Source organism: Salinivibrio sp. ES.052, assembly GCF_900141775.1.
Classification (GTDB): Bacteria; Pseudomonadota; Gammaproteobacteria; order Enterobacterales; family Vibrionaceae; genus Salinivibrio.
On record NZ_FSRI01000001.1, the window covers coordinates 1,603,279 to 1,616,894 of the forward strand.

Here is a 13,616-nt window from a genome sequence, read left to right on the forward strand (position 1 = left end):
CGCTCACAATAGGAGTAGGTTTTTGTGGCGGTTTGATAGCCCGTTATGGGGCAATGTCACAATAAGATATAACCAACCGATCCTTTCAAAAACAAGCATCAACGATATGCTTGAATCAGTAATTTAAATCGGTGTCATGAAGGAACGATACAATGGGCAAGATTTACGAAGACAATACTCAAACAATTGGTCATACCCCGCTGGTGCGCCTTAACCGTGTGGCTAACCCTAACGTGTTGGCCAAAGTGGAAGCTCGCAACCCAAGCTTCAGTGTGAAATGCCGTATTGGCGCTAACATGATCTGGGACGCGGAGAAAAAAGGCACACTAAAGCCAGGGATCGAGCTGATTGAGCCGACTAGCGGTAACACCGGGATTGCCCTCGCGTATGTCGCGGCGGCACGGGGTTATAAACTGACCCTCACCATGCCTGAATCAATGAGCCTTGAGCGCCGTAAGTTGCTTAAAGCGATGGGCGCGACCCTAGTGTTAACAGAAGCCCCAAAAGGGATGAAAGGGGCCATTGCGAAAGCAGAAGAAATCATGGCTGCAGAACCAGGTAAATATCTGATGCTCCAGCAGTTCGATAACCCCGCCAACCCTGAGATCCATGAAAAGACCACAGGGCCTGAAATCTGGGAAGATACCGACGGCGATATCGACGTCTTCATCGCCGGTGTCGGTACGGGCGGCACTCTAACCGGTGTCAGTCGCTACATTAAGCACACCAAAGGCAAAGCCATTACCACAGTGGCGGTCGAACCTGCCGAGTCACCGGTGATTGCACAAACCATCGCGGGTCAGGATGTACAACCGGCGCCCCATAAAATTCAAGGTATCGGTGCGGGGTTTGTGCCGAAGAATTTAGATATCGAGTTAGTCGACCAAGTCGTCTCTGTGAGTTCGGATGAAGCCATTGCGATGGCTCGTCGCTTGATGGAAGAAGAAGGTATTTTAGGCGGGATCTCATCAGGTGCAGCCGTAGTAGCAGCCAACAAAATTGCTGAGCTCCCCGAGTTCAAAAATAAGAAGATTGTCACAATTTTGCCAAGTGCAGCAGAGCGTTATCTCAGCTCTCCACTGTTTGCCGGCATGTTTACTGAACTGGAAACCGAGCAGTAACAGCAGGTTAGCACTTTACCTTCCATAATCGCTCATCGACCAAGGCCCAAATCGGGCCTTTTTTGTTTGATTTTTATATTAAGCTTTAGTAAAACACGTCTGCCTTTTTATTTTCCGCATCGAAATAAAAGCCCTTTCGCTTAATAAGTGAAAGGTCAAAAATGGTAAAAAGATGACATGAAATTGACATGGATTAAGCTATAGGGTCAATTTCTTGGTTAGGTTAGCGTCAACGGATAGCGAAGTCGCCCGTTAGCGGTTAAGCTGACCTTATATTTAATACATAGATTTAAAAAAATAGAGAAACGGGGTGAATCATGTATCAGAAGCAAGTTGAAATTTCTGCAGAAAACGGCCTACACACTCGTCCAGCGGCGCAGTTCGTCAAAGAAGCGAAAAGCTATGACGCTGACATCACCGTCGAATCAAACGGTAAGAGCGCGAGCGCAAAAAGCCTATTTAAACTTCAAACCCTTGGCTTGACCAAAGGCACCAAGGTGACTATCTCTGCTGAAGGCGCGCAAGCGCAACAAGCCGTAGATCACCTGGTAAAACTGATGGACGAGCTGGAGTAATCCGGCTCTTTTTCTATCGGTTTTAAGTTGGATAAACGTAAGGTAAAGCTATGATTTCAGGCATCCTGGCATCACCTGGTATTGCTTTTGGTAAAGCACTGCTGTTGCAAGAAGAAGACGTCGTCATCAATAAAGACAAGATTGACGCGTCTCACATCGACCAAGAAATTCAGCGCGTATTGGATGCTCGCGAACAGTCTAAGACGCAACTCGAAGCGATCAAAGACAAAGCAAGGGAAACCTTCGGCGAAGAGAAAGAAGCCATCTTCGAAGGTCATATCATGCTGCTTGAAGATGAAGAGCTCGAAGAAGAAATTGTCAACTTCATCAAATCCAATCATGCTACGGCTGATCATGCAATTTACGCTGTGATTGAAGAACAAGCGGTCACGCTTGAATCTCTAGATGATGATTATCTCAAAGAGCGTGCTGCAGACATCCGTGATATTGGCTCACGTTTCGTCAAAAATGCACTTGGCATCAACATGGTGTCACTCAGTGCGATTAGCGAAGAAGCGATCCTGGTAGCGAATGATCTGACACCTTCAGAGACAGCACAGGTTGACCTGAATTATGTGCTTGGGTTCATCACCGATATTGGTGGCCGCACGTCTCACTCATCGATCATGGCACGCTCTTTAGAGCTACCCGCGATCGTGGGTACAAACGATGCAACGCGCAAAATTCAAAACGGTGACATGCTGGTTCTTGATGCAATTAACAACAAAATTGTGGTTAATCCGTCTGAAGCAGAGCTCAACAAGTTTAAGGCTATTCGTGATCAACACGTCGCGGAAAAAGCGGAACTGGCGAAACTAAAAGACTTACCTGCAATCTCTTTGGATGGTCATCAGGTTGAAGTATGCGGTAACGTCGGGACAGTAAAAGACTGTGACGGCGTGAATCGTAATGGTGGCGAAGGCGTAGGCCTTTATCGCACCGAGTTCCTATTCATGGATCGTGATTCATTACCTACCGAAGAAGAGCAATATCAAGCTTATAAAGCGGTAGCTAAGGCGATTGATGGCCACCCAGTGATCATCCGCACCATGGATATCGGCGGTGACAAAGACTTGCCATATATGGATTTGCCAGAAGAAATGAACCCATTCTTGGGCTGGCGCGCCGTTCGTATTAGTCTGGATCGTCGTGAGATCCTTCGCGATCAGCTACGTGCTATTCTACGTGCATCGGCACACGGTAAAATTCGCGTGATGTTCCCAATGATCATTTCTGTTGAAGAAATCCGGGAACTGAAAGAAGCGATTGAAACTTACAAAGTCGAGCTTCGCCAAGAAGGCCTAGACTTTGATGCCGATCTTGAAATCGGTGTAATGGTGGAAACACCGGCAGCCGCTGCTATTGCTCACCACCTCGCAAAAGAAGTGGCATTTTTCAGCATCGGTACCAACGACTTGACACAGTATACCTTAGCCGTCGATCGTGGTAATGAGCTTATCTCTCATCTGTATAACCCATTGTCTCCAGCCGTACTCACTGTCATCAAGCAAGTGATTGATGCCTCACATGCGGAAGGTAAATGGACAGGGATGTGCGGAGAGCTTGCAGGTGACGAGAAAGCAACGTTACTATTGATGGGAATGGGTTTGGATGAGTTCAGCATGAGTGCCATCTCTATCCCTCGCATCAAGAAGATTATCCGTAATGCCAACTTTGCTGATGTGAAAGCGATGGCCGACAAAGCACTCACTCTGCCCACTGCGGCAGAAATCGAGGCCTATGTCGAAAAATTTATTGCGGAAAAAACCGCCTGCTAATATACAATCAGCAAAGAATTACTGCTTAGGAGCAACACTATGGGTCTGTTCGACAAACTGAAGAAGTTGGTGTCTGAAGACAGCAACGACGCTAGTGCCATTGAAATTATTGCCCCATTATCGGGCGAGATCGTCAACATTGAAGACGTGCCTGACGTTGTGTTTGCTGAGAAAATCGTCGGTGATGGTATTGCGATCAAACCATCTGGTGACAAAATGGTAGCGCCAGTAAACGGCACTATCGGTAAGATTTTCGAAACCAACCACGCGTTCTCAATCGAGTCAGATGACGGCGTTGAGCTCTTTGTTCACTTTGGTATCGATACCGTTGAGCTAAAAGGCGAAGGCTTTAAACGCATTGCGGAAGAAGGTCAAACCGTGAAAGCCGGTGACACTGTGATTGAGTTTGATTTAGGCGTACTGGAAGAGAAAGCTAAGTCAACGTTGACACCGGTTGTCATCTCGAATATGGATGAAATCAAAGAGTTAACCAAACTCTCAGGTGCAGTCACTGTCGGTGAAACGCCAGTACTACGCGTCACCAAGTAAGTGAGATAAAATAGACCTTTTAGGTTTAAAAACGCAGCCAGTTGGCTGCGTTTTTTTCTTACGCACGCTCCCGATATGGAAGCGAAAACTGATTAAAAAAGCGCTTTACGCGACGACTTCTCGCCCAATACAGGCTTGCCCATGCCAACCACAACCCATGTAACGCAAGTAACCAGTCAAACTGGCCTTCCGTTGCTGCTAACGTAAAAGCGACTTGAAAAGCTTCCCATCCCCATAGAAACCACACTAACCAATAGCCACTCGACCACGATTTTTTCAGCCACGCTGGTGCTCTATCACAATTCCCAATCAGGAAAAGGAAGCACAATGGCATCAAGCCTATCGCTAAGCTTAAATAAAAGGCTGACTGATCCGGATAAATAAGGGCCAGTAGCTCACTGCCATGCTGACGGCTGACCCCCGCCATCGCAAGGAGCCACCATGATCGGCTTAGCAAAAGCAGACAAACAACGGCAATCTGTGGTGCTTTTATATAGCCTTTGTCGTCAAAATGGTGAAACGTATCCATAAAGTTATTGGTTGAGAAATTACGCATTTACCATGGCGACATGCGATAAAAACTGCAAGCAATAAGATAAAATTTGTTATCCTGAAATTTAAAATTCTTATTAGTGCCTGATGGAGCCTTCATGGCAAAGCCAAAAGCAACGATCTCACCGGAAACGCAGCAAGAAGCGATGCGCGTTGCCAGAGCCACGCAAAAGCCGGGACAAACAAAAGCGCAAACCAAACTGATTGCACAAGGAATAGAGAAAGGGATCGCGCAATATAAAAAGGAACAAAAAGCAAAAGCACGCGAGCAGGATAAAGCACGTAAGAAACAACAACAAAAACCGTCAGACGCCGCCCATGTAAACGCCTCCCAAACACCCATCGATTCCACCCCCGCTCCAGCTGGGTTGGATAAGAGCTACAGCAGTCTGCCTTGGCTTTTACTTGTGATAAGCTGGATAGGGTTCATTGGCTATGTATTTGTGAGGGCGTAATGTGGAAGCGACTGGTAACCGTAATAGGGATCATCACTTTGGTTGGCTGCAGCAAAGGAGAGACGATGGCTAAACATCCCCCGGTGACGGCCTGTGGCGATAGTCCTAATTGTGTATCCACTGCAGATACACGAGAAAAATTCCAGCTGGCACCGCTTTATATCGCAAACGACAGCGTGACGTTTTCAACCATTATCGCGCATATCGCGACCATGCCACGTGCTGAGGTGGTCACCTCACAAGACAACTACGCGCACTTACGCTTCACCACCAAGGTGCTGCGCTTTGTGGATGATGTTGAAGTTTCGCTTGAGAGCAATCAACTCGCCCTTCGCTCTGCGTCTCGGATTGGCTACTACGATTTTGGTGCCAACCGTCAGCGTGCCGAGGTTATTCGCCAACGTTTAACCGACGCCGAGCTTATCAAGCCTTAAGCGGTCAGCTAATTGATATAAGAGCGAATATCCCGCTTTTTATCTTCCACCCAATCACGGCGGAATGGTCCCCAGTCTTTGAGCTGGTAGTAACCATCGTTATGGCGCTTGCCATCTTGGATAAATGTCATGTCGATTCCTAGTCCAGAGAGCGACTTCAATACATCCTGAATAGTGCGACGCGGCCACCCTGTCGCCTCGATAAGACGCGGAACATTTGGGCGTTCCATTTCTTCCACCAGCGCGGCAAGATAAAGACGCCGAGCGAATACTGGGTTTAATTCCATACGAGCCTCCAACAATTTCGATTGATCCCATTATTCATGGTGCCTGATAAGAGGTTTTGCGTTTGATCAAACCGCCATCAAATCGACGTGCTGCAAGCTCATTTAACCGTATTTTTCACACGCTTTTTTGTTCTCGAACAAGCCTTATCCGCCCCGTCCTAGGTATTGCGTTCAGTGGCGAGCAGTGTCACTCTTAAATGTCCACAAACAACGACGATAAAGACCATGACTACTGTATTTGGCATTAAAAATTGCGACACGCTAAAGAAAGCCCTTAAATGGTTAGATAATCAGGGCATTGCCTATCAGTATCACGATTACCGTAAAGATGGTTTAGATGCCGATATGCTACAAACCTTTGTCGCCGAGTTGGGCTGGGAAGCATTGATCAATAAACGTGGTACTACCTACCGCCAACTCAGCGACGAGCAAAAAAACCACTTAGACCAGGTTAGCGCACTCATTATCATGCTAGACAATCCAGCAATCATTAAGCGCCCTCTACTCGTACACAAAGGTAGTTACTATCTCGGCTTTAAAGAGAACCAATACGCGGATATTTTCGCGTAATGTGATAGTCGATTCATTTTTTGCTGTAAGGAAACCCCAATGACTGACACTGCCACGCTGGCTTTGGCGAAAGATTTAATCAACCGAGAATCGGTCACACCTGAGGACGCAGGTTGCCAAGCGCAAATGATTACTCGACTGGAAGCCTTAGGCTTCACCATCGAATCCATGGTATTTGAAGATACGACCAACCTGTGGGCGAGACGTGGTACAGAAGGGCCTCTTTTTGCCTTTGCGGGTCACACCGATGTGGTCCCCTCCGGTCCCCGCGAACAATGGCACACGCCGCCTTTTGAAGCGACGATCATTGATGATCACTTGCATGGTCGTGGTGCCGCAGATATGAAAGGCTCACTCGCTGCCATGATTGTGGCTGTCGAACGTTTTATTGCTGAGCACCCTGACCATTCTGGCTCCATCGCATTTCTGATCACTTCCGATGAAGAAGGACCATTCATTAATGGCACCACGCGTGTGGTCGATACGCTGATGGCTCGAAATGAGAAAATCGACATGTGTATTGTCGGTGAGCCCTCAAGTACACATCACGTCGGTGATGTCGTCAAAAACGGTCGCCGTGGCTCAATTACAGGGGATCTCTACGTCAAGGGCACACAAGGCCATGTTGCCTACCCGCACCTTGCCACTAACCCAGTGCACCAAGCGATGCCGGCACTGACAGAGTTAGTACAAACGCTATGGGACAACGGCAACGCTTTTTTCCCACCCACTAGCTTTCAAATCCCAAACATTGAGGCAGGAACCGGCGCAGCCAATGTGGTTCCAGGTGAGTGCCACGCGCAATTTAACTTCCGGTTTAGTACCGAGCTGGACAGTGAAACCATCAAACAGCGGGTTTATTCCATTCTCGATGCACACGGGCTCGACTACACCTTAGAGTGGACGCACAGTGGTGACCCGTTCTTGACCGATGAGGGCACCTTGCTAGATGCGGTCGTCTCTGCGGTTGAAGAGGTGAATCATCAAACGCCACAACTACTGACAACCGGTGGTACCTCAGACGGTCGTTTTATTGCGCAGATGGGTGCCCAAGTGATTGAGCTTGGCCCTGTCAATGCCACTATTCATAAGGTCAATGAGTGTGTCAGCATCCCAGATTTAGAGAAGTTGACCGACATGTACCAAAAAGTATTGGAGAAGGCGCTACCGTGAGCCTGCGTGCAGCACAGCTGACTGGACAAGACGCTTCAGCCCTTCAGCCCATGAATCCCCGCCCTAATGCGCCTTGGCTGCATCAGGGCGTCTTAGAGGATTTAGCTGCCTTACAACAGGCGGCGACCGATGCAGGGTTCAACCTTCGGGTCGCCAGTGGGTACCGCGCTTTTGAACGTCAATTGGCGATCTGGAATGGCAAATTTAATGGGGAAAAACCCGTTCTTGATGCCAACAGCCATCCTCTAGACATTATCCATTTATCGGAGAGTGAACGGGTCAAGGCGATTTTACGTTGGTCAGCCTTGCCGGGAGCAAGCCGTCATCACTGGGGAACAGACATGGACGTGTTTGATCAAAATGCTATTGCACCTAATCAATCCTTAGCTTTGACTCCTCATGAGTACGACAGTGGCCCACAAGCTGCCTTCTCTTCCTGGCTAGAGGACAATGTGTCAGCATTCGGTTTTTTTCTTCCTTATGCGAAAGACCAAGGCGGTGTCGCCAGGGAGCCGTGGCATATTAGCCACATCACCACCAGCTCCATCATGTTATCGGCGTTTAGCCAAAACATGCTCGCCACCGCCATCACTCATGCCCCCATTTGTGGTAAACACACTATTCTTAATCAGTTGGATTGGATATATTCAACGTACGTCACCAACCTATGTGAGGTGGAATGATGGAATGGCTAACCAATCCCTACGTGATCATTACCATTGTTGTCGCTGTGGTCGTGAGCAACATCATGGCCCTCAAGTATACGGCAAACGCCAAGTTTGGGCTGAAACACAAAGACAAGCCGGATAAGGATAAACAGTCAACATCCGACAAAAACGATGAAGATAGCGCACAGTCAGATAAAGACGAAGATCGGCACCATCAACGTGGTGACCAATAAACTCTTCGTTGCTACAGCAACCTGATTTTTGGAACCAGTCGATGAAGCCATTCGTCTAAGCTTATGATCTGCGACCCATAAAGACCTAACCAGGGCAAACACATGGGAAGAGCTCGCGGTAAAATCACCAACGCTCTTTCTCAGGAATCGAGATAAATCGATATCCACAGTATCTATCCCGAACTAATCATACAATCGGCGTATATGATCATAGCTAGAGGAGATCGTCAAACTGGTCTTTTTTGGTTAAAAACGTTCGCAATCTCGCTCTAATAACGTACATGATGACAAACGTAATATCTATTATGATAAGTGTGTTCCATTTCAGTAAAAATTTTAAGGGGTAATAGGCTATGGTATCAGCCTTTTTATTTTTCTAGAGAAAGCGGGTGCGTGATGATATTTACTCACAGCCTCACTAATATCAAGGCCTTCGAGCAATTCACAAACTCGAGTACTTTTCATTTTGTCTATCTCCCAGACTGTCTTTCACTAGCGTTGGCTCAGGTTATCGCGTTGACAGTATTTTTACTCAGGGGTATATTTCTTCTCGCATGAATTTAGCTGTTTACGCTTATAAATAAACAATGCAGTTCAGTAACTTTAACCTGTGTAGTACGTCTTAAGGATATAATTAGTATGAATAAAAAGAGTCTGTGTAAAAAATCGTGTCTTTTATTAGTGGCGAGCTTTTTTGCTAATGCTTCATTTGCACAAGAGTGGCTAGAGGGCGTTTATATCAATCAAGAAAAAGATTCTCTTATGGAAGAAGTAGTTTTCTGTAAAGGTGGTAAAGCATATGCAGGTATGTCGCCTAGAAAGTATGAAATGACAACGAAGAATGATGAAAAGCTCGTTGTGCTGAAATCAAACGGTGTATTTACTTTTAAAGTATCTGATGATAACAAAGAATTGTTCCCTGCCGATGATTTCACCAAAAACTGGTTTACAGAAAAAACACTTCTTTTAGATAGTAATCGAACAGATACTTGTAAATAGAAGAGATCATCGTCGTTCACGATGAGGTAGTGTTAAGAGTTCTGTGTCATTTCGTTAGACTGTATCAAAAAGGGATGGCACATGACAAAACCAACATTCGATATGGATGCCGCCTTGCAAGCTTTGCGTGAAGGTAAAGATCTCACCGGTAAGGATGACATTTTAACACTACCGACGTTGTTTCCTAAATCATTGAACTTATCACTCTAGCGAGGCGTTGTTGAACAAATCATTCACCTAGCGCACTGTTCCCAGAGGAATATATCCTATCGCTCAACTCGGTAATTAACAAGCATACCGAGTCTTATGGCTTTGTTCGTCGCTTTCACGTTGGCCAATGCTTCGCCAACTTGTGCATCGTAAATCTCAATTACGATGCAGATATCAAAGCACAATGGAAACAGAACCGGGATGCAATGATCTGGTAGAGAGATAAAAGCTGGCTGATATTAACGGATCAGAGGTGAGTCAATGAAAGTGATTCTGTGATGGTCTTGTCAGCAAAAGTTTCGCCTTGTATCTGTCAGTTTTTAGGAGAAGCCCCAAAAACAGTAAAAAATGAGAAACCAATTGCTCTGTTATATGTGATGATTGAGTGACTTAACCCCATAAAAAATATGAAGGTTTCAATGTATTACCGTACTTTCAAGTCATTTCCTGTTGTCGCTGTTTTAGCAGCAACCAGTGGATTTAGTGCTCAGGCAGAATCGATTTATCCGTATAAAGCAGCTGAACAAAATGTCATATATCAACGATTCAATAATCGTCCGGCACAGCCGTTAGCAAATGCCAAAGCCGCAGATTTTCAGCTGTTGTATAAAGGGCAGGACATTGCTATCGGCTACTCCTCCGGCAATTATTATTGTAATGCAGACCAGTTACCTGCCGGGCTGGATACGGATTCTGCACGTATCATAGGCAGTTTCCTTGTAACAAATGTAGGGTCATTCGCTTTGTGTAAGCAAACTGTAGATATCGACCTGGAGCATTTTCAGGCTCTGAATCATCCGTTTTACCGAAATGGAAATACAATTTTACTGATTAGCGGCAAGGTACTGAAAGGCGCAGACGGTAAAACATTTAAGAGTGCCTACGGGCACGGATATGATGCAAAAAATTATTTCTATGTAGCGGAAAAAACGGTCAAAATACCCTATCAACATCAGGTGAAAATTTCTGAAGACTGTCGAGGTTGGGCTACGATTGATGGGAAAAGCTATTACTCCGGCGAGCTACGCAATGATGTGGATGCATCTAGTTTTAAATGCCTGAGTTTTAATGCTGCCGCAGATAAAAAAGGGTTTCTGATTGCAGGGAAGCGGAGTCTGGAATTTCCTGCTGACGTTGACATGAAAGCGCTTAAAGTGCTTGAAGGTAATTTTGTTTCGGATGGTCATTATGTCTGGTTTGCCGGTATTGAACCTTACTCATTTAAGGGTATTTCGGCGAAAACAGTGAAAGTGAACGGAACGACCATTTCTGATGGAAAGCAGAGCTGGCAGTGCGAAACTTATCACTCCAGTGGGCAGCCAATGTGTCAGAAAACTCAATAATGCAATCATCGGTTTATCTTTACTTTTCCGGAAGTATATTAACCAGCGAGGCCTTATTTGGCCTCGCTGAAGTCAATATTCCACAGCAGTACATCTGACAGAACTGAGCCAGTGCCGTTGTGATTGCCCGTGGTAATGACCCCACAGCGCTTGCTCTCCCCGCCAGACAATATCACCTTGTTCATTACACAGCTCTTGGGGTGTACCCGCGTGGTCAGTCACGATGTAATGCAGTTCGCTGCCTTGATTATGGTGGGTCACTTGCGCCATCGGGCGGAAGCTACCAGGCTCGTAGAGGTATTCGGTTTGTTGTAGGACTTGCCCATCAGCCGTGGCCTGTTGTTGCTGCACAATATGCGCGCCGTCCCACAGGTAGTGGGTTTGTGTGTCGCTGTGCGCACATTCTTTGGCGATGCGTCGCCCAAACGGGTCGTAGCGGTAGCGATACCGCGTGCCGTTGGGCAGTTCAATGTGGGTTAAGGGTGTCTAGTACACGCCCTCACGGTCATGGCGGCGTTTTTGGTGCTGCACGCAAGCATGTTGCATGAATCAGAAAAGTGGACACCTCCAATGCAAAACTGGAACGTGACGCTGCTGCAGCTAATCAGCAACGTCGATAGAGGGTTATGTGAGTCTGTGATTACTCGGTGACACAGAACTATGAACACCCTCGTTTTTCTGTAACGTTATGCCTAGGAAAAGATCATATCTGGGCACTCCTGATGTTCTCGTAGCCTCACTGCACTAGCTGCGTTACCATATCTGGCTTTCCAAAACCAACAAAACCACTTTCCTTATCATCAAAAGCTCCGATCACCTTAAAAAGTAAACCACCACTCTGAACAACATTATCTAGAATATTGCGATCAATATAGTCACTCGCGTCCCAACCAATACAAAGAGTATAATCAATATCAAAACTATCGGGCACAGCCACTATGTACGAGCATGGCTCCTCAGCTATAGCTTTAACAATAGAATCTATAGATAACTCTGAGCAACAAGTAGCAGCAAAGAATTTTAATTTTCCGTCACTTTCCTTCATATGCTCGATAGATTTAGTGGTATGGGTAACTTCTATCCCTCTAGCTTTAAGGCGTTTAAACAACTTTTTATGACGGATAATACGAGTATCACTCTGCCAAGCAGAGTCGCCCACAAAATACCACAGCTTTAAATTAGGCATTTTCGCAAGGATCAAACTAAAAATTATTTTCAACACAGTGAGACGGGCCTCAAAATGGCTTCTAGAAGGTAGAAGCCAACTACAGGCTCCGACCTTCATACTTGCCGGAAGTTTATCTTCACTAATGTGATACGTATCATTTTCCTTCGATACGTCCGTCGTACTTGTATGTTTAAGATTAGTAGTCAAAGTGATCACCTACTTCGTTGTTGAAATGAGAGCCTCTATTTTGAGGATTTCCAGGACCGTAATCATGACCGCCAGCATCATCACGAATTTTCACAGTTCTGGTACCACCTCCTTCAGCAGGCACCTCAAACTCGTATAATTTTCCAGGCTGAACCTTTCCTCGTTTATCTAGGTTTGGCCCCACTTTGCTCGGTTGCTGACTAGTAGGAATACCTGACTGACGTTTAGCTTCTTTAAATGCACCAGTTCGACCTGCGCCTGGTGGGCTTAAATTTGCTGGAGGTGTTCCCTTTGTAACATCTTCGCCCTCACCACCATGAGCAGCACCCGCCAACCCCAACGGATCCACCCACTCCAGTGGGTTGGCAACATACGCCTGTGGCCTTAATCCGCCTGCAAACCCTATCGGGTCGGGGCTTAGGTATTGGCCACTGTCTGCATCGTAATAACGGTTTACGTTATAGTAAAGGCCCGATTCTGCGTCTTCGAGTTGTCCTTGGTAGCGAAGGTCACACTGTATACTGTCGTTGGCCGCTTCTTCGCGTCGTTGCCAGTGGCGTTGTGATTGCCCATGGTAATGGCCCCATAGCGCTTGCTCGCCCCGCCAGACAATATCACCTTGTTCATTACACAGCTCTTGCGGTGTGCCCGCGTGGTCAGTCACGATGTAATGCAGCTCGCTGCCTTGATTATGGTGGGTCACTTGCGCCATCGGGCGGAAGCTGCCGGGCTCGTAGAGGTATTCGGTTTGCTGTAGGACTTGCCCATCAGCCGTGGCCTGTTGTTGCTGCACAATATGCGCGCCGTCCCACAGATAGTGGGTTTGTGTGTCGCTGTGCGCACATTCTTTGGCGATGCGTCGCCCAAAGGGGTCGTAGCGGTAGCGATACCGCGTGCCGTTGGGCAGTTCAATGTGGGTTAAGCGGTCATCCGCGTTCCAGCTAAACCGCGTTACCTGTGGCCGGTAACCTGCTTTGTTCTCGGTCTTTTCAATCACCCGGCCGCAAGCATCATAGCGATAGCGAAAACGGCCGGTTTCTAATACACGCCCTGCGCGGTCATGGCGAAGCTTTTGGCGCTGCACACAAGTATGTTGGAGGCTTCAGAAAAGTGGATACCTCCAATATAATACTGGAACGTGACGCTATCGCAGCTAATTAGCAACGTTGAAGATCGACTTGATGATCATATAAATATATGAAAAATTGGCTGACAAAGAATATTGAACACCCTCGTGCAGAATTGGAACCTGACATTGTCCCAACTGAGCATCCACTTCGAAGGACGGTTCGAC

General features: G+C 46.7%; 18 protein-coding genes and 1 pseudogene. 13 read left to right on the plus strand and 6 right to left on the minus strand.

The annotated features are described in order from the left end of the window. The first annotated feature begins 152 nt into the window (after positions 1–152). From cysK to crr, 4 genes are all read left to right on the plus strand, one after another. The gene (cysK, locus tag BUQ98_RS07390; protein WP_074213179.1) at positions 153–1,121 is read left to right on the plus strand and encodes a cysteine synthase A; all 969 of its coding nucleotides are present in this window, start codon (positions 153–155) and stop codon (positions 1,119–1,121) included. Positions 1,122–1,438: 317 nt separating this feature from the next. Then, the gene (locus BUQ98_RS07395; protein WP_025673281.1) at positions 1,439–1,696 is read left to right on the plus strand and encodes an HPr family phosphocarrier protein; all 258 of its coding nucleotides are present in this window, start codon (positions 1,439–1,441) and stop codon (positions 1,694–1,696) included. 50 nt (positions 1,697–1,746) lie between these two features. After that, complete coding sequence (gene ptsI / locus BUQ98_RS07400; protein ID WP_074213180.1) at positions 1,747–3,474, plus strand: phosphoenolpyruvate-protein phosphotransferase PtsI; 1,728 nt, start codon at positions 1,747–1,749, stop codon at positions 3,472–3,474. 39 nt (positions 3,475–3,513) lie between these two features. After that, positions 3,514–4,023: a PTS glucose transporter subunit IIA gene (gene crr, locus BUQ98_RS07405; protein WP_074213181.1), complete on the plus strand. Its 510-nt coding sequence runs from the start codon at positions 3,514–3,516 to the stop codon at positions 4,021–4,023. Positions 4,024–4,081: 58 nt separating this feature from the next. On the opposite strand, the gene BUQ98_RS07410 is transcribed toward crr, so the two are convergent. Beyond that, complete coding sequence (locus BUQ98_RS07410; protein WP_074213182.1) at positions 4,082–4,579, minus strand: DUF2919 family protein; 498 nt, start codon at positions 4,577–4,579, stop codon at positions 4,082–4,084. A gap of 94 nt (positions 4,580–4,673) precedes the next feature. On the opposite strand from BUQ98_RS07410, the gene BUQ98_RS07415 reads away from it, so the two are divergent. After that, positions 4,674–5,030, plus strand: a complete 357-nt coding sequence (locus BUQ98_RS07415; RefSeq protein WP_074213183.1) for a DUF2956 domain-containing protein — start codon at positions 4,674–4,676, stop codon at positions 5,028–5,030. Positions 5,031–5,095: 65 nt separating this feature from the next. After that, a complete protein-coding gene (locus BUQ98_RS07420) occupies positions 5,096–5,464 on the plus strand; it encodes a DUF1499 domain-containing protein (RefSeq protein WP_175566295.1) in 369 nt (122 codons plus the stop codon). An 8-nt stretch (positions 5,465–5,472) separates the two neighbouring features. On the opposite strand, the gene BUQ98_RS07425 is transcribed toward BUQ98_RS07420, so the two are convergent. Further along, a complete protein-coding gene (locus BUQ98_RS07425) occupies positions 5,473–5,751 on the minus strand; it encodes a winged helix-turn-helix domain-containing protein (protein WP_025740011.1) in 279 nt (92 codons plus the stop codon). 225 nt (positions 5,752–5,976) lie between these two features. On the opposite strand from BUQ98_RS07425, the gene BUQ98_RS07430 reads away from it, so the two are divergent. From BUQ98_RS07430 to BUQ98_RS07455, 7 genes are all read left to right on the plus strand, one after another. Next, positions 5,977–6,321, plus strand: coding sequence for an ArsC family reductase (locus BUQ98_RS07430; protein ID WP_074213185.1), 345 nt, complete (start codon positions 5,977–5,979; stop codon positions 6,319–6,321). Between the two features lie 39 nt (positions 6,322–6,360). Next, the gene (gene dapE, locus BUQ98_RS07435; RefSeq protein WP_074213186.1) at positions 6,361–7,494 is read left to right on the plus strand and encodes a succinyl-diaminopimelate desuccinylase; all 1,134 of its coding nucleotides are present in this window, start codon (positions 6,361–6,363) and stop codon (positions 7,492–7,494) included. A gap of 2 nt (positions 7,495–7,496) precedes the next feature. Next, the gene (locus BUQ98_RS07440; protein WP_371515113.1) at positions 7,497–8,177 is read left to right on the plus strand and encodes a M15 family metallopeptidase; all 681 of its coding nucleotides are present in this window, start codon (positions 7,497–7,499) and stop codon (positions 8,175–8,177) included. Next, positions 8,174–8,395: a DUF2897 family protein gene (locus BUQ98_RS07445; protein ID WP_175566296.1), complete on the plus strand. Its 222-nt coding sequence runs from the start codon at positions 8,174–8,176 to the stop codon at positions 8,393–8,395. Before BUQ98_RS07440 ends, BUQ98_RS07445 begins: the two co-directional genes overlap by 4 nt. Positions 8,396–9,034: 639 nt before the next feature. Beyond that, a complete protein-coding gene (locus BUQ98_RS07450) occupies positions 9,035–9,394 on the plus strand; it encodes a hypothetical protein (protein WP_074213188.1) in 360 nt (119 codons plus the stop codon). Between the two features lie 81 nt (positions 9,395–9,475). Further along, positions 9,476–9,604, plus strand: coding sequence for a hypothetical protein (locus BUQ98_RS17200; RefSeq protein WP_256359496.1), 129 nt, complete (start codon positions 9,476–9,478; stop codon positions 9,602–9,604). A 419-nt stretch (positions 9,605–10,023) separates the two neighbouring features. Next, entirely contained in the window at positions 10,024–10,947 is a 924-nt protein-coding gene (locus tag BUQ98_RS07455; RefSeq protein ID WP_074213189.1) for a hypothetical protein, read from the plus strand. 72 nt (positions 10,948–11,019) lie between these two features. Here BUQ98_RS07455 and BUQ98_RS07460 read toward each other — a convergent pair whose 3' ends face one another. From BUQ98_RS07460 to BUQ98_RS07470, 4 genes and pseudogenes are all read right to left on the minus strand, one after another. Continuing rightward, a complete protein-coding gene (locus BUQ98_RS07460) occupies positions 11,020–11,298 on the minus strand; it encodes an RHS domain-containing protein (RefSeq protein WP_254813891.1) in 279 nt (92 codons plus the stop codon). A 57-nt stretch (positions 11,299–11,355) separates the two neighbouring features. Next, positions 11,356–11,421: pseudogene (locus BUQ98_RS17205) on the minus strand (hypothetical protein); the annotation flags it as partial. A 262-nt stretch (positions 11,422–11,683) separates the two neighbouring features. After that, positions 11,684–12,322 carry a hypothetical protein gene (locus BUQ98_RS07465; protein WP_139294662.1) on the minus strand — a complete coding sequence of 213 codons (639 nt, stop codon included), beginning with the start codon at positions 12,320–12,322 and terminating at the stop codon, positions 11,684–11,686. Then, positions 12,312–13,406, minus strand: coding sequence for an RHS repeat-associated core domain-containing protein (locus BUQ98_RS07470; protein WP_074213191.1), 1,095 nt, complete (start codon positions 13,404–13,406; stop codon positions 12,312–12,314). The genes BUQ98_RS07465 and BUQ98_RS07470 overlap by 11 nt, the downstream gene beginning before the upstream one ends. Positions 13,407–13,616: the final 210 nt, after the last annotated feature.

Excerpts from the sequence above, each read along its gene's own strand:
- cysK (WP_074213179.1), top strand. The coding sequence starts at position 153 with ATGGGCAAGATTTACGAAGACAATACTCAAACAATTGGTCATACCCCG.
- BUQ98_RS07395 (WP_025673281.1), top strand. The coding sequence starts at position 1,439 with ATGTATCAGAAGCAAGTTGAAATTTCTGCAGAAAACGGCCTACACACT.
- BUQ98_RS07415 (WP_074213183.1), top strand. The coding sequence starts at position 4,674 with ATGGCAAAGCCAAAAGCAACGATCTCACCGGAAACGCAGCAAGAAGCG.
- BUQ98_RS07455 (WP_074213189.1), top strand. The coding sequence starts at position 10,024 with ATGTATTACCGTACTTTCAAGTCATTTCCTGTTGTCGCTGTTTTAGCA.
- crr (WP_074213181.1), top strand. The coding sequence starts at position 3,514 with ATGGGTCTGTTCGACAAACTGAAGAAGTTGGTGTCTGAAGACAGCAAC.
- BUQ98_RS17200 (WP_256359496.1), top strand. The coding sequence starts at position 9,476 with ATGACAAAACCAACATTCGATATGGATGCCGCCTTGCAAGCTTTGCGT.
- BUQ98_RS07410 (WP_074213182.1), bottom strand. The coding sequence starts at position 4,579 with ATGCGTAATTTCTCAACCAATAACTTTATGGATACGTTTCACCATTTT.
- BUQ98_RS07420 (WP_175566295.1), top strand. The coding sequence starts at position 5,096 with ATGGCTAAACATCCCCCGGTGACGGCCTGTGGCGATAGTCCTAATTGT.
- BUQ98_RS07425 (WP_025740011.1), bottom strand. The coding sequence starts at position 5,751 with ATGGAATTAAACCCAGTATTCGCTCGGCGTCTTTATCTTGCCGCGCTG.
- BUQ98_RS07445 (WP_175566296.1), top strand. The coding sequence starts at position 8,174 with ATGATGGAATGGCTAACCAATCCCTACGTGATCATTACCATTGTTGTC.
- BUQ98_RS07430 (WP_074213185.1), top strand. The coding sequence starts at position 5,977 with ATGACTACTGTATTTGGCATTAAAAATTGCGACACGCTAAAGAAAGCC.
- dapE (WP_074213186.1), top strand. The coding sequence starts at position 6,361 with ATGACTGACACTGCCACGCTGGCTTTGGCGAAAGATTTAATCAACCGA.
- ptsI (WP_074213180.1), top strand. The coding sequence starts at position 1,747 with ATGATTTCAGGCATCCTGGCATCACCTGGTATTGCTTTTGGTAAAGCA.
- BUQ98_RS07450 (WP_074213188.1), top strand. The coding sequence starts at position 9,035 with ATGAATAAAAAGAGTCTGTGTAAAAAATCGTGTCTTTTATTAGTGGCG.